This is a genomic window from Streptomyces sp. NPDC001781, assembly GCF_053596035.1.
Genome location: NZ_JBSFFI010000049.1, coordinates 1 through 18205 on the forward strand (window position 1 = coordinate 1; position 18205 = coordinate 18205).

An 18205-nucleotide genomic window follows, 5' to 3' on the forward strand; every position below is an offset into this window, starting at 1 on the left:
GGCCGCCGCCGCGGCGGGAGGTGCCGCCGCCGTGCCCCCGGAGGACCTGGGGGAGCGGGCCGTGCTCGGCGACACCGGCGCACACGCCCTGGGCGCCGCGCCCGGCACCGCCGCCGTTTCGGCCCAGGGGCGCACGGGACTTCTCGCGCACGCCGTCACCGTGGTCGCCGCCATCGTGCGCGGAGACCGGGTGTCCGCCTGGGCGCGGGCGCTGTGAGCCTCTGACCTCCCGGTACGCCCGCCGGGCGGCTCCGCCGGGCCGACGGCCACTCTCACTCGTACGGGTGAGATGAGCCGGCGCATTGCCAAAGCGCCCCGCCTGCCGGCTCCGCCGCGATGGCCCGGAACACCCGTACGTACTGGCATGCTTGACGGTGTGCCGCCTCCGGGCGGGGGCCCCGCGCGGCCCGTCGTACCCCGCTTCCGGTGTTTCGCCGTTCGCTACCTTCTGTACGTCCTCGCGACCGATCCGTACGGTCCCCTGACCGACCCCGCCCCGACCCAGGAGCCCCGGCCTCAGTGACCCCCGTGAGCAGCAACGCCCCGTACGGCCAGTCCTCGCTGCGCACCGTGCAGGTGCTCGGCGGCGGCAACGCCGGGAGCAGCGCCCATGTGCGCTCCCTGGCCGAGGGGCTGGTCGCGCGGGGCGTCCGGGTCACCGTCTGCGCACCGGTCGAGGCCGAGCAGTCCTACGACTTCCGGGGCACCGGCGCCGACCATGTGCACGTGCCCCGCAGCAGTGACCCGGCGGCCGTCGGCCGGCTCCGGGCGGCCTGCGCGGACGCCGACCTGGTGCACGCGCACGGGCTGCACGCCTCCTTCCGCGCCGCGCTGGCCCTCGGCGGACGCACCATCCCGCTGGTCGTCACCTGGCACGACCGGGCGTACGCCGAGGGCGCGCGGGCGCATCTGCTCCGGCTGCTGGAGCGCCGTGTGGCGCGGACGGCCGCCGTCGTCCTCGGCACCAGCTCCGCCCTGGTCGACCGGGCCCGCCGCACCGGCGCCCGGGACGCCCGGCTCGGCGCGACGGCCCTGCCCGGCCGCCCCCGGATCGCCGCGGCGGACCCGGACCGCCGTGCGGCCAAGCTCCGCGCCGAACTCGGTGCAACGGACCGTCCGTTGCTCCTGGCCGTCGGCTCCCTCGACCGGCACCGGGGCTACGACGTGCTGCTGGACGCGGCCCGCCGCTGGCGCGGCCTCGACCCGCAACCGCTCACCCTGATCGCGGGGGAGGGGCCGCTCCGCACGGAACTGCAACAGCGCGTCACGGAGGAGGAGTCGCCCGTCCGGCTGCTCGGGGTCCGCGACGACGTGCCCGACCTGCTCGCGGCCGCCGACCTCGCCCTGCTCACCAGCCGCTGGGAGTCCCGCCCCCTCTTCGCCCAGGAGGCCCTGCACGCCCGCGTCCCCCTGGTCGCCACCGCGGTCGGCGGCGTCCCGGACCTCGTCGGCGACGCCGCCGCCCTCGTCCCCTACGGCGATCCCCGCGCCCTCGCCGACACCGTCACGGCTCTCCTCGCGGACCCGGAGCGGCGCCAGCGGCTCGCCGAGCGCGGCGTCCGCCAGGCGTCCGGATGGCCGACCGAGGACGACGCGGTCGCCCAAGTGCTGAGCATCTACGACGAGTTGACGCAGACCATGACGCTCCTCTAGCGCTGTGACCGGGAAGGACCGGCTCGCGGCGTCCGGCACGGCACCTCGCCGCGTTGTCGCATCGCCCGAGTACATCCGGTACGCGGGCGGTGCTCCGCCTTGCGATGCACCGCACCGGACGCCGCGAGCTTTCCGGCAGACCTTTCCGGTCACAGCACTAGTCCACGTGCCGCCGTGCCCGCAGGGCCAGGCTCAACGCCAGTACCGTGTGCGGGTCGTCGAGGTCCGTGTTCAGCAACTCGGCGATGCGGGCCAGACGGTTGTAGAGGGTCTGGCGGTTCAGGTGGAGTTCGCGGGCGGTCTCCGCCTTGCGGCCCGCGTGGTCGAGATAGGTCTCCAAGGTGGGCAGCAGCGGCGGCCTCGCGCGCCGGTCGTGCTCGCGCAGCGGGCCGAGGGCACGGTCCACGAAAGCCGCAAGGTCCGGATGGTCGCGCAGCCGCCACAGCAGCAGATCGATGTCGAGGCGCCGGGCGTCGTACCAGGGCCGGTCGGTGAGGCCCTGCGCGGCCGTCGCCGTCTCCGCCGCGTGCCGCAGACCCGCCGAGGCCGCCGCCCAGTCGCCCGGCACCCCCACCACCACGACCGGCGGCCGGGCCCCCGGCCGGATCATCCCGGCCCGCTCGGCACCCGCCCGCAGCGCGGCCGCCACCCGGTCCGCGACGGGCGACCGGTCGGTCTGTGCGCGCAGCCCCAGCAGCACCGGCACCCGGCCCTCCACCGGCCGCACCCCCAGCAGCACCGGCACCCCCACCGACGCCAGCTCCTCCCCGACCGCCCGCGCCAGCACCGCCCAGCCGCCCGCCGGGGACAGCGCGTCGCCCACCCGCATCACCACCGGCAGCAGGGGGCCGTCACCCGGCCGGAACCCCAGCACCCGGGCCTGCGCCGGAGCGTCCCCGGCCCGCACCCGGCCCTCGGCCAGATCGGTCAGGAAGTCTCCCCGGCCGCGCGCCGCCAGCTCCTCCTCCTGGCGGGCCTGCATCAGCACCACCGCCACGGTCCCCGCCGCCCGCTCGGCCGCGATCCGGTGCACCGGCGCGAGCGGAGCGCCCACCGGCAGCAGCACCAGCCGCGCCCGCACCCCGCCCGGTCCCGCGCCCCCGCCCGGCACGTCCACGAGCAGCGCCCCCGACGGCGGCGGCTCCGCCCGGTGCGGACCGCGCAGCCCCTCCCACACCTGCAAGGGGTCCGCGCCCTCGGGGCCCGGCCCGGCCGCGTACAGGAGGCGGCCGTCCGCCGTCTCCAGGAACACCGGGTTGGCGCAGAAACCGGCCAGGATGGCGAGGAGCTGGGGCACCCCGCCCCCGCCGAGCAGCGCCTCCGTACAGCGCCGGTGCACGTCCTCCGCCCGCTGGAGGAGGGCGTAGTGGCCGTTGACGATCTCGGTGTGGATCTCCTCGGTGACCGCCACGAACGGCACCTCGCGGTGCAGTTGGACCAACGGCAGGTCCGCCGACCGCGCGGTGTCCACCATCGCGGCCGGGAGCCGGGTGAAGCGCTGCCCCAGCTCCACCACCAGCGCGGCGATACCCCGCTCGGCCAGCGTGCGCACGAACGCCCGCTGCTCGGCCGGGCGCGTGCCCAGCCCGTACCCGGTGGTCAGCAGCAGTTCGCCGCCCCTGAGCAGCGAGGCGATGTGCGGGACCTCGCCCGCGTGCACCCAGCGCACCGCGCGCTCCAGCCGGTCGGCGCCCGCCACCACCTCCGGCAGTCCGCCACGCAGCCCGGGCAGCTCCAGCGCCCGTCGCACGGTGATCCCGCCACTCTCTGTGCCCATGCGCCGGACGCTACCCGCCTGACCTCGCACGGAACAGCCGCGGCCGGAGCTACAGCGGCCGTATGTTGTGGTTGAAGCGGAAGACGTCGTCCGGGTCGTACGCCCGCTTCACCTTCTCCAGCCGGAGCATGTTGCCCACGCCCAGCCCGGCGCCGACCCGCTCGGCGCCCTCGTCGCCGATGAAGTTCAGGTACACGTCGCCGGTGCTCCACGGCTCGACCTCGCGGCGGACCGTCCGCACCCACTCGACGGCGCGCTCGTCGCCGGCCGGGTCCTCCCAGATGGCGAAGGGATGCGCCGACCAGGGGGCGTGCCGCCAGGGGACCGGGTATTCGTGCGGTCCCGACGCGAGGGCGCCGCCCTGCGGGAACAGGAGGTGCCGGGTGCCGGTCGGCACCGGCATCCGCCAGGCGAGCGAGCAGTAGACGTCCACCAGCTCGTCCGGCAGGCCGGTCAGATACTCGGCCGACCAGTGGTTCCGCAGGCCGGGCGGGTCGTCGATCATGCACTGCGCGTCCGCGTACGGCAGCTCGGCGACCAGCTCGCCGGCCACGGGCAGCGCCGACAGCGGTCCGATCAGGTCGCGGAGTTCCCCGACCCCGCCCGCGTACGTCACCAGCGCCACGCACACCAGCCGCCCCACCAGCTCCTCGGGGACGAACTCCTCGGGCGGGGCGGTGACGTACTGCACCGCCCCGCCCAGCCGGTCCGGGCCGGCGTCGATCGCCTCGCGGAAGGCGCGCACCACCTCGGGGCCGTGCTCCGGCGGGTGCAGCAGCAGGGCGACCGCGAACTCGGGCAGCTCGTGCAGGCCCAGCGTGAGCGCGGTGGCCACACCGAAGTTGCCGCCCCCGCCGTGCAGCGCCCAGAACAGCTCGGGATGCTCCTCGGGGCCGGCCCGCACCCGCTCGGCGTCGGCCGTCACCAGCTCCACGGCCCGGAGGTTGTCCACGGCGAGCCCGAAGGCCCGGTCCAGCCAGCCGGTGCCGCCGCCGAGCACGAACCCGCCGACCCCCGTGGTGGAGACCCGGCTACCGGTGGTGGCCAGCCCGTACGGCCGGCAGGCCCGGTCCAGATGGCTCATCGTGGCCCCGCCCTCGACCCGTACGGTGCGGGAGACGGGATCGACGCTCACGCCGTGCATCCGGCGCAGGTCCACCACCACCGCGCCGTCGCCCAGGGCGTCGCCCGCGACACTGTGCCCGCCGCCGCGCACGGCGACGGGCAGATCCAGATCACGGGCGAAGCGCACCGCGCGCACCACGTCGGCGGTGTCCGCGCAACCGGCGATCACGGCCGGCCGCCGGTCGATCACGGCGTTGAAGACGGCACGGGCCTCGTCGTACCCCGCCTCGCCCGGCACGGACACCACGCCGGTCAGCTCCCGGCGCAGCGCCGCCAGCGCCGTGCCCGCCTTCGAGAGGGAAGCCATGGCCGCCCCCTTCCGCCTCGGGAGTGGTCCGCTTCCCAGCCTAAGGGCCGTCCCGTGATCCCCGGCGGGCGCGCGACGACGGCCACGGCGCCTCGCCGCGTTGCCGGATCGCCCGCACACGCGCGGTCGAGGACGGCCCTCCGCGCCGCGATGCACCGCATCCGACGCTGAGCGCCGATCCGTCGGGGACCACGGGACAGCCCTCAGGCCGGGCTCAGCCCCCGTACGCCCCCGAGGCCGTCAGCCGCAGCGCGGTGTCGATCAAAGGGACGTGGCTGAACGCCTGCGGGAAGTTGCCGACCTGGCGCTGCAGGCGGGGGTCCCACTCCTCGGCGAGGAGGCCGAGGTCGTTGCGCAGGCCGAGGAGCTTCTCGAACAGCTTGCGGGCCTCGTCCACCCGGCCGATCATCGCGAGGTCGTCCGCCATCCAGAACGAGCAGGCCAGGAAGGCTCCCTCGTCACCGGGGAGGCCGTCGACGCCCGCGTCCTCGCCGTCGGTCGGGTAGCGCAGGATGAACCCGTCGGAGGTGGACAGCTCGCGCTGGATCGCCTCGATTGTCCCGATGACCCGCTTGTCGTCCGGCGGCAGGAAGCCCATCTGCGGGATCAGCAGCAGGGAGGCGTCCAGCTCCCGGGAGCCGTAGTACTGGGTGAAGGTGTTGCGCTCCGGGTCGTAGCCCTTCTCGCAGACCTCGCGGTGGATGTCGTCGCGCAGTTCCTTCCAGCGCTCCAGCGGGCCCTCCGCGTCCCCGGACTCGATCAGCTTGATCGTGCGGTCCACGGCGACCCAGGCCATCACCTTGGAGTGCACGAACTGGCGGCGCGGCCCGCGCACCTCCCAGATGCCCTCGTCCGGCTCCTGCCAGTGGTCCTCGAGGTAGCGGATCAGCTTGAGCTGGAGCACCGAGGCGTAGTCGTTGCGGGCGAGCCCGGTCATGTGACCCAGGTGCAGGGCCTCGATGACCTCGCCGTACACGTCGAGCTGGAGCTGGTCGGCGGCGCCGTTGCCCACCCGGACCGGGCGGGAGTGCTCGTATCCGGGCAGCCAGTCCAGCTCGGCCTCGCCCAGCTCACGCTCACCGGCGATGCCGTACATGATCTGGAGGTTCTCCGGGTCGCCCGCCACCGCGCGCAGCAGCCACTCGCGCCAGGCGCGGGCCTCGTCGCGGTAGCCGGTGCGCAGCAGCGAGGACAGCGTGATCGCCGCGTCCCGCAGCCAGGTGTAGCGGTAGTCCCAGTTGCGCACGCCCCCGATGTCCTCCGGCAGGGAGGTGGTGGGCGCGGCCACGATGCCGCCGGTCGGGGCGTAGGTCAGCGCCTTCAGCGTGATCAGCGAACGGATCACGGCCTCCCGGTAGGGGCCGTGGTACGTGCACTGCTCGACCCAGTCGCGCCAGAACTCCTCCGTCGCCCGCAGGGCCTGCTCCGGCTCGGGCAGCGGCGGCGCCTCCTTGTGGGAGGGCTGCCAGGAGATGGCGAACGCCACACGCTCGCCGGCGGAGACGGTGAAGTCCGAGTAGGTCGTCAGGTCCTTGCCGTAGGTGTCCGCCTCTGTGTCGAACCACACCGAGTCGGGACCGGCGACAGCGACCGTACGGTTGTCGTACTTGTGCACCCACGGCACCACACGGCCGTAGGAGAAGCGCATGCGCAGCTCCGAGCGCATCGGCACCTCGCCGCTGAGCCCCTCCACGATCCGGATCAGCTGGGGGGCACCGTCACGCGGGGGCATGAAATCCGTCACCCGTACGGTGCCGCGCGGGGTGTCCCACTCCGACTCCAGGATCAGCGAGTCGCCCCGGTAGCTCCGCCGGGCCGCCGTGGGCGGTGGTGAGTCCGCCGCGTACGCCGGGCCGAGCCGCCAGAAGCCGTGCTCCTCGGTGCCGAGCAGGCCGGCGAAGATGGCGTGCGAGTCGAAGCGGGGCAGGCACAGCCAGTCCACCGTGCCGTCCCGGCAGACCAGCGCAGCGGTCTGCATGTCTCCGATGAGTGCGTAATCTTCGATGCGCCCGGCCACGTGCAACTCCAGTCGAACGGCCACGTCACCCCCGCGCGAGGGGGCAGTCGCTTGGTGCGGTCAAGGGGTGTTTGTCATACGTTGAGCGGTGAAGCAAAGCAGCCCGCCGAGCCCTGAGGCAAAACGGCGGTCCATGCTCAACGAACTGCCGCGCTCTCCATGTTCCACAATCCGGTGGCGGGGATGCTGGAGGCTGGGGTGTGCCGACATCCCGGCCGCGCTCGGCAGCGAGTGTCCGAGCAGGATACGACGCACCCGCATGATCCGCGCGCCGCTCGGGGCAACCCGTGTGAGCCGAACGAGTGACGGCGGAGTGAGGACCCCGTGACGGCCGCCCGCACGTCCGGTGCCTGGTCACGCCAGCCCCGGCGGCCGTGCACGGAGCGTGGCCGGACGCCGACTCCTCCAGGCGCTGATACCCTGGTAGCCCGTGGACCGGTGGGCCCCAAAACCCCCGAACCGCAGCGACGACGCCACCGCGAGGAACACCACATCCTCCGGGCCGGCGACCGCACCGCATCACAGACAGCGACCACGGGAGCCCCCTCTTGGCCATGCCGCCGAAATCCACGACGACCAAGCACATCTTCGTCACCGGGGGTGTCGCCTCCTCGCTCGGCAAGGGCCTCACCGCCTCCAGCCTGGGCATGCTGCTCAAGGCTCGCGGCCTGCGCGTCGTGATGCAGAAGCTCGACCCGTACCTGAACGTCGACCCGGGCACGATGAACCCCTTCCAGCACGGTGAGGTGTTCGTCACCAACGACGGCGCCGAGACCGACCTGGACATCGGCCACTACGAGCGCTTCCTCGACCGCGACCTCGACGGCTCGGCCAACGTCACCACCGGCCAGGTCTACTCCACGGTCATCGCCAAGGAGCGGCGCGGCGAGTACCTGGGCGACACCGTGCAGGTCATCCCGCACATCACCAACGAGATCAAGCACCGCATCCGGCGCATGGCCACCGACGAGGTGGACGTCGTCATCACCGAGGTCGGCGGCACCGTCGGCGACATCGAGTCGCTGCCCTTCCTGGAGACGGTGCGCCAGGTGCGGCACGAGGTCGGCCGGGACAACGTCTTCGTCGTCCACATCTCGCTGCTGCCCTACATCGGCCCCTCCGGCGAGCTGAAGACCAAGCCGACCCAGCACTCCGTCGCCGCGCTGCGCAACATCGGCATCCAGCCCGACGCGATCGTGCTGCGCTGCGACCGAGAGGTCCCCACCGCCATCAAGCGCAAGATCTCGCTGATGTGCGACGTGGACGAGGACGCCGTCGTGGCCTGCCCCGACGCCCGCTCCATCTACGACATCCCCAAGGTCATCCACGGCGAGGGCCTGGACGCCTACGTCGTCCGCAAGCTCGACCTGCCCTTCCGGGACGTGGACTGGACCACCTGGGACGACCTGCTGGACCGCGTGCACAAGCCGGACCACGAGATCACCCTCGCCCTGGTCGGCAAGTACATCGACCTGCCCGACGCCTACCTGTCGGTCACCGAGGCGCTGCGCGCCGGCGGCTTCGCCAACCGCGCCCGCGTCAAGATCAAGTGGGTCACCTCGGACGACTGCAAGACCCCGGCCGGTGCCGCCGCCGCCCTCGGTGACGTGGACGGCATCTGCATCCCCGGCGGCTTCGGCGACCGCGGTGTGCTCGGCAAGGTCGGCGCCATCCGCTACGCCCGCGAGAACAGGATCCCGCTGCTCGGCCTCTGCCTGGGTCTGCAGTGCATCGTGGTCGAGGCCGCGCGGAACCTGGCGGACATCCCGGACGCCAACTCCACCGAGTTCGACCCGGCCACCGCCCACCCGGTCATCTCCACCATGGCCGAGCAGATGGACATCGTCGCCGGCGAGGGCGACATGGGCGGCACCATGCGCCTGGGCATGTACCCGGCCAAGCTGGCCGAGGGCTCCATCGTCCGCGAGGTCTACGACGGCAAGGAGTACGTCGAGGAACGGCACCGTCACCGCTACGAGGTCAACAACTCCTACCGCGCCGAGCTGGAGAAGAAGGCGGGCATCGTCTTCTCGGGCACCTCGCCCGACGGAAAGCTCGTCGAGTACGTGGAGTACCCGCGCGAGGTCCACCCCTACCTCGTCGCCACCCAGGCGCACCCCGAGCTGCGCTCGCGGCCGACCCGGCCGCACCCGCTGTTCGCGGGCCTGGTGAAGGCTTCCGTCGAGCGCAAGACGGCGGGCAAGCCGAAGAACTCCAAGTAGCACACCAGTTGTTACGGTGGCCGGGGTGCGAACCTTCGAGGTTGCGCACCCCGGCTTTCTTTTGCGCGCGTGGAGGGACAGGGCATGACCATCAAGGACACCCCCGAGGAGTGGGAGATCCGCGACAGCGCGACCCCGTTCACGGGCAACAAGACCGCCGTCCGCACGGACGACGTGGTCATGCCCGACGGCTCGGTGGTCCGCCGCGACTACCAGGTCCACCCCGGCTCGGTCGCCGTCCTCGCCCTGGACGAGGAGGACCGGGTCCTGCTCATCAGCCAGTACCGCCACCCCGTCCGCCACAAGCTCTGGGAGATCCCGGCCGGCCTGCTCGACGTGCCCGGCGAGAACCCGCTGCACGCCGCCCAGCGCGAGCTGTACGAGGAGGCGCACGTCAAGGCCGAGGACTGGCGGGTGCTGACCGACGTCTACACCAGCCCCGGCGGCTGCGACGAGGCGGTGCGGATCTTCCTGGCCCGCGACATCTCCGAGGCCCAGGGCGAGCGCTTCGTCCCGGAGCACGAGGAGACGGACATGGAGCACACGCGGGTGCCCCTGGACGAACTGGTGCGGCTGGTGCTCGCGGGGGACCTGCACAACAACTGCCTGGTCGTCGGTGTCCTCTCGCTGGCCGCCGCCCGCGCAGGGGACGGCCTGGACAGCCTGCGCCCGGCCGACGCGCCGTGGCCCGCGCGTCCCTTCGCATCCTGACCAGGTCCTGACCGCGTCCTGATTCCGGTCAGGACGCACGGCGGCGCCAATGGTGTGACCATCGCCTGATCCGATCGGGGGATCCGTCCGCCGCGCTCCACCGGGAACGTCGCAGAGCGTGAACTAGGCTCTGGAAAACGCCCGTACCGGAAGAACCGGCGGGCTTTGCGCGTGCGGTGGGACGGGAGCGTGGCCCGTGGCGGATCAGGCGGTGGACCAGGAAGAGGCGCGGCTGTCGGAGCCGCCGGCCCCGGAGGGTCATTTCCTCGGGCGCACGCGGGAGTTGAAGGAACTCAGAGCCGACATCGAGCGCACCGGCCTGGATACCCTCGCCGGGCGTAAGGCACCCCGCGCCCGCGTCCTCCTCATCGCGGGACGCCCCGGTTCCGGCCGGACCGCGCTCGCCGAGGAGTTCGTCCGCCAGGTCGCGCAGCGTTACCCCGACGGAGTGTTCCGGGCCCGCCTCGCCGACCCCGACGGCACCCCGGTACCCGTCGAGCGCGCCGCCCGGGACCTGCTCCGCGCGCTCGGCGCCCCCGGCCCGGCGGGCGCCGCCGAGGACGAGCTGACCGAGGCGCTGCGCACCGCCCTCGCCCACCGGCGCGCCCTGCTCCTGCTGGACGACGCCACCGGTGCCGAACAGGTCGACGCCCTCATCCCGGACGCCCCCGACTGCCTGGTGGTCGCAGTCTCCCGCGGCCCCCTCACCGGGATCTCCGACGTCCGCCCCTGCACCCTGGGCGGCCTGGACAGCAAATCGGCGGTGGAACTGCTCACCCGGTACACCGGCTCGGTCCGCGTCACCGTCGACCCGCGCTCCGCCGAGAGCCTCGCCGAGATCTGCGGGGGACAGCCGGCCGCCCTCACCCTGGCCGGCGGCTGGCTCGCCGCCCGCCCCCAGACGGCCGTCTCCGACCTGGCCAAGCGGCTGCACAGCGACCCCGACGACGCCCCCACCCTGGCCCGCGTCCTCCGACTCGTGCACGACGGACTGCCCGCCTCCACCGCGCGGACCCTGCGCCTGCTCTCCCAGGCCCCGGCCGGCACCGTCGACGCCCACTCCGCCTCCGCGCTCGCCGGCTGCTCGGTCAAGTCCGCGCAGACCGTTCTGCGGGAACTCGCCACCCTCGGCCTGCTCCACCCGGTCGCCGGCCCGCTGCCCGAGTACGACATCCCCGGCTGCCTGCATCCCCTGCTGCGCGCCCTTGCCGAGGCCGGCGAGCGGCCCGCCGAACTCCAGCTCGCCCGCGCCCGGCTGCTGGAGCGGGACGTCCGACTCCTGCAGTCCTGCCGCGCCGTCACCGAGCCCGACAGCCCGCAGACCCGCGAGAAGCTCCAGGCGATTCCGCCGCCGCTGCGCTTCCCGACCCCCGCCGCGGCCGCCGCCTGGCTCACCGCCCGGCGCCCGGCGCTGCTGGCCGCCGCCCGGCTCGCGGTGGCCGACGGCGAGCTGGACACCCTGGCCCGGCGCCTGATGTCCCAGCTCGTACGCGCCATGGTCGCCCACTTCGGCACCCAGGCCGCCGCCCCCGACCTGTACGGCGTCCACAACCTGGTCCTCGACGTCGCCGAGCGGCGCGGACTGCCCCGGGAGAAGGCCGCCGCCCTGCTGAACCTCGGCGACGTGGACGCCCGGACCGGCCGCACCCGCGCCGCGCTGGCCCGCTACCGCGCCGCGCTGGACGCCGGACGCGAGGCGAACGACCCCTACGCCACCGGCCGCGCGATGGAATCCGTGGGCGGTGCGCACCAGGAACTGGGCGACCACGACCGGGCCGCCGACTGGTTCGGCCGCGCCCTCTCCCAGCGCCTCGCCCGCGGCGAACGCGCCGAGGCCGCCCGGCTCTACGGCCGGATCGCCACCTCCCACACCTACGCGGGCCGGTACGGCGAGGCACAGCGCAACTGGCGGGCGGCCCTCGCCGGGTACCGCAAGGAGCGCGACATCGCCGCCCACGCCCGTGCCCTGAGCGAGCTGGCCCGGGTGCAGGAGTACGCCGGACGGCCCGAGGAATCCCTGCGCACCTGCCAGGAGGCGGTGGAGTGGGCGCGGCGCGCCAAGGACACCCGGCTGCAGGCCGCGCTGCAGTTGCGGCTCGCCGACACCCTGGACCGGCTCGGCGACCCCACGGCCGCCCGACTGCACCGTGCGGCGGCGGAGCGCATGCTGGAACAGGAGGCGGCCACCGGCGCAGAGCCAGGAAAATCGGACTTCCCCACCTCAGACGCCTGCGAAATCCGCAGTGCTTCCGATGAAGATTGATGCAATGGAAGGCTAGACACGCGGAACACCTTCATTAGACTGGCTCTGCCGCACGTTCTCCTGCGGTGTCTCCCGGTGTGCCCCGGCACGCCCGGGTATGTCTTTCAGCGCACCCCCCCATACCCCCTGAGCCAAGGACCGTGATCGACGTGAAGGTCGGCATCCCCCGCGAGGTCAAGAACAACGAGTTCCGGGTGGCCATCACCCCCGCCGGTGTGCACGAGCTGGTGCGCGGCGGCCACCAGGTCGTCGTCGAGCGGGGCGCCGGTCTCGGCTCCTCGATCACGGACGAGGAGTACATCGCCGCCGGCGCCGGCATCCTCGACTCCGCCGACCAGGTGTGGGCCGACGCCGACCTGCTGCTCAAGGTCAAGGAGCCGGTCGCCGAGGAGTACCACCGCCTGCGCAAGGACCAGATCCTCTTCACCTATCTGCACCTGGCCGCCTCCCGCGAGTGCACCGACGCCCTGCTGGAGTCCGGCACCACGGCAATCGCCTACGAGACCGTCGAGCTGGCCGGCCGCGCGCTGCCGCTGCTCGCCCCGATGTCCGAGGTCGCGGGACGGCTCGCCCCGCAGGTCGGCGCCTACCACCTGATGCGCCCGGCAGGCGGCCGCGGTGTGCTCCCCGGCGGCGTGCCGGGCGTGACCCCGGCCAAGGCCGTCGTCATCGGCGGCGGTGTCTCCGGCTGGAACGCCACCCAGATCGCCGTCGGCATGGGCTTCGAGGTCACCCTGCTGGACCGCGACATCAACAAGCTGCGCGAGGCCGACCGGATCTTCGGCAGCAAGGTCAAGGCGATCATGTCCAACGCCTTCGAGCTGGAGAAGGCCGTCCTCGACGCGGACCTCGTCATCGGTGCCGTCCTCATCCCGGGCGCCAAGGCCCCGAAGCTGGTCACCAACGAGCTGGTGTCGCGGATGAAGCCCGGAAGTGTCCTTGTCGACATCGCCATCGACCAGGGCGGCTGCTTCGAGGACTCCCGTCCCACCACGCACGCCGAGCCGACCTTCCAGGTGCACAACTCGGTCTTCTACTGCGTCGCCAACATGCCCGGCGCGGTGCCCAGCACCTCCACCAACGCGCTCACCAACGCGACGCTCCCGTACATCGTCTCGCTCGCCAACAACGGCTGGGTCGAGGCGCTGCGCCGGGACGAGGCGCTCGCCCGCGGCCTCAACACCCATGACGGCAAGGTCGTCTACCGGGAGGTCGCCGAGGCGCACGGGCTGGAGCACGTGGCGATCGAGACCCTGATCGGCTGACCTCGCGGGCGACGGCGAGAGCCCAAGTCGTCCGCGCGGAAAAGGCGATTCGTCAACACGGAACGTCAACACCGCGAACCCGGCCGGACCTTGCCCGACAAGGTCCGGCCGGATGTGTGTATGGTCACTTTGCGACGCTAGGTCAACTCGCCTCGAACGTCACGCTTGGACCGATTCGCACACCGGTGAAACCTGCTGTGCGACGGCTGTACGCCCTTGACAGCGGGATGTTTCATTGTCGACACATCGTGCCGGGTCCGGCGGATTGTGTTGCTGCGGACCGCCGACACGCCATAGAGTCGCCAACCGTCGGCATGGTGCCACGCTGACCTTGTCTAGAAGTTTCCTGGTCACCAAGGAGGTAAGACGACTTGTGAATGAGTCGACATTTTCTCCCGGAGGTGGTCGACCAGGATTGCGCGGAGAGAGCCGGGGTCCCGAGGGACACGAGGCTGTCGGCTCCGTCGCGGTGCGCACCTTCGCAGCCCACCACAGTCCGGTACCGCAGACGGCCCGGAGAGCACACCAGAGCATGGATGGCCAACACGTGAACGCCATGGCCGGCGACGGAAGTGGCGCGCCCCGCAACCACTTCGCCGACTACGACGAACTGCCCGAGGGGCACTTCTACGACCCCGACGCCGAGTACGAGCCCGATCCGGAGTACGCGGCCACGCTCGCGCCCGACGCGGCCCGCCAGCGCCGTGAGCGCGTCGGCCCGACCGGACGCCCGCTGCCGTACTTCCCCATCCCGGGCCCGCTGACCGACCACGGCCCCGCGAAGATCATCGCCATGTGCAACCAGAAGGGCGGCGTCGGCAAGACCACGTCGACCATCAACCTGGGCGCGGCGCTCGCGGAGTACGGGCGGCGCGTACTGCTCGTGGACTTCGACCCGCAGGGCGCACTGTCGGTGGGTCTCGGCGTCAATCCGATGGAGCTGGACCTCACCGTCTACAACCTGCTCATGGAGCGGGGCATGTCGGCCGACGAGGTCCTGCTGAAGACGGCGGTCCCCAACATGGACCTGCTGCCCTCCAACATCGACCTGTCCGCGGCCGAGGTCCAGCTCGTCTCCGAGGTCGCGCGCGAGTCCACGCTCCAGCGCGCCCTGAAGCCGCTGATGGACGACTACGACTACATCGTGATCGACTGTCAGCCCTCGCTGGGCCTGCTCACCGTCAACGCGCTGACCGCCGCGCACAAGGTGATCGTGCCGCTGGAGTGCGAGTTCTTCGCGCTGCGCGGTGTGGCCCTGCTGACCGAGACCATCGAGAAGGTCCAGGAGCGGCTCAACCCCGAGCTGGAGCTGGACGGCATCCTGGCCACGATGTACGACTCGCGCACGGTGCACAGCCGCGAGGTGCTGGCCCGCGTGGTCGAGGCGTTCGACGACCACGTCTACCACACGGTCATCGGGCGTACGGTCCGCTTCCCGGAGACCACGGTCGCCGGTGAGCCGATCACCACGTACGCCTCCAACTCCGTCGGTGCCGCCGCCTACCGTCAGCTCGCCAGGGAGGTGCTCGCCCGGTGTCACGCCGAGTGAGTCTGCCCGGAGCCGACGAACTGTTCCGTACGACAGGGGGGATGGGGCTCCAGTCCTCCTCGCCCCGGCGCGGGCCCGGCCAGGAGGCGCGGGTCCCCGCGCCTGCCGGGGAGAGCGACCCGGCCGCCGCGGCGCAGGACGCGCCGCAGGGCGTGCCCGCCCAGGGCGGTGACGGCGAGGGCGCCGAGCACACCGCCGCGGCCGGCCCGGAACCCGACGGTGCCGGCGAGTCCCGTATCCGGCCCGCCCGGCGGCAGACCGAGCCGGACGGCTCCGCCGAGCAGTCCCGCAAGCGCGGCCGCGCGGCCGCCCGGCGGCCCAGCGGACGCGAGCGGCACGACGAGAAGATCACCGTGTACGTCTCGGCCGAGGAGCTGATGGACCTCGAACACGCCCGGCTGGTCCTGCGCGGCGAGCACGGCCTCGCCGTCGACCGCGGCCGGATCGTCCGCGAGGCCGTCGCCGTGGTCCTCGCCGACCTGGAGTCCCGCGGCGAAGCCAGCATCCTGGTACGGCGGCTGCGGGGGCGCTAGCCCGTCCTGCCACCGGCCGACCGATAGCCTGCGACCCCCATGAACGCGCACCGCACCGCCACGACCGGCCCGAGACGCCCGCTGGGCCGGGGCCCGGACACCGCACCTCCGGACCCGGCCCCCGAGGCCCCCGCGCCCGAGGCCACCGTGCCGGACGGGGTCTTCAAGGTCCGGCTGGACAACTTCGAGGGCCCTTTCGACCTGCTGCTCCAGCTCATCACCAAGCACAAGCTGGACGTCACCGAGATCGCCCTGTCCAAGGTCACGGACGAGTTCATGGCGCACATCCGGGCCATGGGGCCCGACTGGGACCTGGACCGCACCACCGAGTTCCTGGTCGTCGCCGCCACCCTGCTCGACCTCAAGGCCGCCCGGCTGCTGCCCGCCGCCGAGGTGGAGGACGAGGCCGACCTCGCCCTGCTGGAGGCGCGCGACCTGCTCTTCGCCCGGCTGCTCCAGTACCGGGCCTATAAGCGGATCGCGGACCTCCTCGACGAACGGCTGGACGACGAGGGCCGCCGCCACCCCCGTACCGTCGGGCTGGAGCCGGAGCACGCCGAACTGCTGCCCGAGGTCGTCATCGGCATCGGACCCGAGGGGTTCGCCCGGCTCGCGGTCAGGGCGATGCAGCCCCGGGCCGAGCCGCAGGTGTACGTCGACCACATCCACGCCCCGCTGGTCAGCGTCCAGGAGCAGGCCCGGGTCGTGGTGGCCCGGCTGCGTGAGGCCGGCGAGGCCGACTTCCAGGAGCTGGTGGCCGACACCGACGACACCCTCACCGTCGTCGCCCGTTTCCTCGCCCTGCTCGAGCTGTACCGGGAGAAGGCCGTCGCCCTGGAGCAGGAGACCGCGCTCGGCAGCCTGCTGGTCCGCTGGACCGGCGGGGAGGCGGCGGCCCCGGCGGTCACCGACGAGTTCGACCGGCCCACGAAGCCCGACCAGAGCACCGGGGAGCAGAAGACGTGAACCACCAGGCCACGGACGAGCGCGTCGCCGCCCTCGACCTCAAGCCCGCCCTGGAGGCAATCCTGATGGTCGTGGACGAGCCCGCGACCGAGGAGCACCTGGCGCGGATCCTCCAGCGGCCCGGGCGCCGGATCGCCGAGGCCCTGCGTGAACTGGCCGACGACTACACCGCCCAGGGGCGCGGCTTCGAGCTGCGCTTCGTCGCGGGCGGCTGGCGCTTCTACACCCGTCCCGCCTACGCCCCCGCCGTGGAACGCCTCGCGCTGGAGGGCCAGACGGCCCGGCTCACCCAGGCGGCCCTGGAGACCCTCGCGGTCGTCGCCTACCGCCAGCCGGTCGGCCGCAGCCGGGTCTCCGCCGTGCGCGGGGTCAACTGCGACGGCGTGATGCGGACCCTGCTCCAGCGGGGTCTGGTGGCCGAGGCGGGCACGGAACCCGAAACAGGTGCGATCCTGTACGTGACGACGAACTATTTCCTGGAGCGGATGGGCCTGCGCGGCTTGGACGAGCTTCCGGAACTCGCGCCCTTCCTCCCCGAGGCGGAGGCGATCGAGGCGGAGACCCAGGAGGGAGTCCCGTCGTTCGACCCGGACGCGCCCGACGCGGCCGGTGGTCAGGACGCAGACGACTACGACGGAAACCTTGATGCGAAGCAGCGGCAGCGGCAGGAACAGCGGACGCGGTAACCCCCGCGGCAACGACCGGGACGAGCGCAAGGGGCAGGGCCGCCCCAGCAAGCCCCGTCCGGAGGAGCGCCGCTACGACGTGGGACCCGGCGCCACGAAGGACGGCCCGAAGTCCGGCCGCGGCGGCGCGGCGCGCGGCGGCGCCAAGGGCGGACCCAAGCAGTCCCAGCAGGCGGGGCGCGGCCGTACGGCGCCGGGCCGCTCGCGCGAGTTCGAGACGCGGGCCGAGGAGCGCAACCGGGAGCGGTACGAGGGCAAGAAGGACGTCAGGCTGCCCAAGACCTTCCCCGGCGCCGAGCAGGAGGGCGAGCGGCTGCAGAAGGTGCTGGCCCGCGCGGGCTACGGTTCGCGGCGCGCCTGCGAGGAGCTGATCGAGCAGGCCCGCGTCGAGATCAACGGCGAGATCGTGCTGGAGCAGGGGCGCCGGGTCGACCCGGAGAAGGACGAGGTCAAGGTCGACGGCCTGACCGTCGCGACCCAGTCGTACCAGTTCTTCTCGCTGAACAAGCCCGCCGGTGTGGTCTCCACGATGGAGGACCCCGAGGGCCGTCAGTGCCTCGGTGACTACGTCACCAACCGTGAGACCCGGCTCTTCCACGTGGGCCGGCTCGACACGGAGACCGAGGGCGTCATCCTGCTCACCAACCACGGCGAGCTGGCCCACCGCCTCACCCACCCCAAGTACGGCGTGCGCAAGACGTACCTCGCGCACATCGTCGGCCCGATCCCGCGCGACCTCGGCAAGCAGCTGAAGGACGGCATCCAGCTCGAGGACGGCTGGGCCCGCGCCGACCACTTCCGCGTGGTCGAGCAGACCGGCAAGAACTACCTGGTCGAGGTGACCCTGCACGAGGGCCGCAAGCACATCGTGCGCCGGATGCTGGCCGAGGCGGGCTTCCCGGTCGACAAGCTGGTCCGCGTCTCCTTCGGCCCGATCACCCTCGGCGACCAGAAGTCGGGCTGGCTGCGGCGCCTGTCCAACACCGAGGTCGGCATGCTGATGAAGGAAGTCGACCTCTAAGGGCTGTCCCGCAATCCCCGGCGGGCGCGCGACGACGGCTACGGCGCCTCGCCGCGTTGTCGGATCGTCCGCATACGCCCAGTATGCGGACGACCCTCCGCCTTGCGATG

The 18205-nt window shown here is 72.8% G+C and carries 13 protein-coding genes and 1 pseudogene; 11 read left to right on the forward strand and 3 right to left on the reverse strand.

The genetic code is table 11. The features are described from left to right. Together ACWCV3_RS27725 and ACWCV3_RS27730 are read left to right on the forward strand one after the other, a co-directional pair. Positions 1-217, forward strand: a pseudogene (locus ACWCV3_RS27725) (hypothetical protein); the annotation flags it as partial. A 302-nt stretch (positions 218-519) separates the two neighbouring features. Beyond that, complete coding sequence (locus ACWCV3_RS27730) at positions 520-1653, forward strand: glycosyltransferase family 4 protein (RefSeq protein ID WP_451229713.1); 1134 nt, start codon at positions 520-522, stop codon at positions 1651-1653. Between the two features lie 157 nt (positions 1654-1810). Here ACWCV3_RS27730 and ACWCV3_RS27735 read toward each other — a convergent pair whose 3' ends face one another. The 3 genes from ACWCV3_RS27735 to ACWCV3_RS27745 all read right to left on the reverse strand — a co-directional run bounded on the left by ACWCV3_RS27735 (position 1811) and on the right by ACWCV3_RS27745 (position 6879). Further along, on the reverse strand, positions 1811-3430 hold the full coding sequence (locus tag ACWCV3_RS27735; protein WP_451229716.1) for a PucR family transcriptional regulator: 1620 nt from the start codon (positions 3428-3430) through the stop codon (positions 1811-1813). Between the two features lie 49 nt (positions 3431-3479). After that, positions 3480-4862 (reverse strand): FAD-binding protein, encoded by a 1383-nt coding sequence (locus ACWCV3_RS27740; protein WP_451229719.1) that lies wholly within the window; start codon positions 4860-4862, stop codon positions 3480-3482. Between the two features lie 214 nt (positions 4863-5076). Continuing rightward, the gene (locus ACWCV3_RS27745; RefSeq protein ID WP_451229736.1) at positions 5077-6879 is read right to left on the reverse strand and encodes a glycoside hydrolase family 15 protein; all 1803 of its coding nucleotides are present in this window, start codon (positions 6877-6879) and stop codon (positions 5077-5079) included. A 554-nt stretch (positions 6880-7433) separates the two neighbouring features. Here ACWCV3_RS27745 and ACWCV3_RS27750 point away from each other — a divergent pair. The 9 genes from ACWCV3_RS27750 (at position 7434) to ACWCV3_RS27790 (ending at position 18095) form a co-directional block, all read left to right on the forward strand. Further along, the gene (locus tag ACWCV3_RS27750; protein ID WP_451229721.1) at positions 7434-9101 is read left to right on the forward strand and encodes a CTP synthase; all 1668 of its coding nucleotides are present in this window, start codon (positions 7434-7436) and stop codon (positions 9099-9101) included. 84 nt (positions 9102-9185) lie between these two features. Beyond that, the gene (locus ACWCV3_RS27755; protein ID WP_451229723.1) at positions 9186-9812 is read left to right on the forward strand and encodes an NUDIX domain-containing protein; all 627 of its coding nucleotides are present in this window, start codon (positions 9186-9188) and stop codon (positions 9810-9812) included. 196 nt (positions 9813-10008) lie between these two features. Continuing rightward, positions 10009-12075, forward strand: coding sequence for a tetratricopeptide repeat protein (locus tag ACWCV3_RS27760; RefSeq protein WP_451229726.1), 2067 nt, complete (start codon positions 10009-10011; stop codon positions 12073-12075). A gap of 149 nt (positions 12076-12224) precedes the next feature. After that, entirely contained in the window at positions 12225-13340 is a 1116-nt protein-coding gene (gene ald, locus ACWCV3_RS27765; RefSeq protein ID WP_451229739.1) for an alanine dehydrogenase, read from the forward strand. Positions 13341-13896: 556 nt separating this feature from the next. Beyond that, the gene (locus ACWCV3_RS27770; RefSeq protein WP_381072978.1) at positions 13897-14889 is read left to right on the forward strand and encodes a ParA family protein; all 993 of its coding nucleotides are present in this window, start codon (positions 13897-13899) and stop codon (positions 14887-14889) included. Beyond that, on the forward strand, positions 14874-15422 hold the full coding sequence (locus ACWCV3_RS27775) for a hypothetical protein (RefSeq protein ID WP_451229728.1): 549 nt from the start codon (positions 14874-14876) through the stop codon (positions 15420-15422). The genes ACWCV3_RS27770 and ACWCV3_RS27775 overlap by 16 nt, the downstream gene beginning before the upstream one ends. 39 nt (positions 15423-15461) lie before the next feature. Then, positions 15462-16388 carry a segregation and condensation protein A gene (locus tag ACWCV3_RS27780; protein ID WP_451229731.1) on the forward strand — a complete coding sequence of 309 codons (927 nt, stop codon included), beginning with the start codon at positions 15462-15464 and terminating at the stop codon, positions 16386-16388. A gap of 65 nt (positions 16389-16453) precedes the next feature. After that, entirely contained in the window at positions 16454-17074 is a 621-nt protein-coding gene (scpB, locus tag ACWCV3_RS27785; protein WP_451229742.1) for an SMC-Scp complex subunit ScpB, read from the forward strand. Further along, positions 17034-18095 (forward strand): pseudouridine synthase, encoded by a 1062-nt coding sequence (locus ACWCV3_RS27790; RefSeq protein ID WP_451229734.1) that lies wholly within the window; start codon positions 17034-17036, stop codon positions 18093-18095. Before scpB ends, ACWCV3_RS27790 begins: the two co-directional genes overlap by 41 nt. The last annotated feature ends 110 nt before the right edge of the window (positions 18096-18205 follow it).

Excerpts from the sequence above, each read along its gene's own strand:
- ACWCV3_RS27740 (WP_451229719.1), bottom strand. The coding sequence starts at position 4,862 with ATGGCTTCCCTCTCGAAGGCGGGCACGGCGCTGGCGGCGCTGCGCCGG.
- ACWCV3_RS27780 (WP_451229731.1), top strand. The coding sequence starts at position 15,462 with ATGAACGCGCACCGCACCGCCACGACCGGCCCGAGACGCCCGCTGGGC.
- scpB (WP_451229742.1), top strand. The coding sequence starts at position 16,454 with ATGGTCGTGGACGAGCCCGCGACCGAGGAGCACCTGGCGCGGATCCTC.
- ACWCV3_RS27750 (WP_451229721.1), top strand. The coding sequence starts at position 7,434 with ATGCCGCCGAAATCCACGACGACCAAGCACATCTTCGTCACCGGGGGT.
- ACWCV3_RS27755 (WP_451229723.1), top strand. The coding sequence starts at position 9,186 with ATGACCATCAAGGACACCCCCGAGGAGTGGGAGATCCGCGACAGCGCG.
- ACWCV3_RS27770 (WP_381072978.1), top strand. The coding sequence starts at position 13,897 with ATGGCCGGCGACGGAAGTGGCGCGCCCCGCAACCACTTCGCCGACTAC.
- ACWCV3_RS27735 (WP_451229716.1), bottom strand. The coding sequence starts at position 3,430 with ATGGGCACAGAGAGTGGCGGGATCACCGTGCGACGGGCGCTGGAGCTG.
- ACWCV3_RS27790 (WP_451229734.1), top strand. The coding sequence starts at position 17,034 with ATGCGAAGCAGCGGCAGCGGCAGGAACAGCGGACGCGGTAACCCCCGC.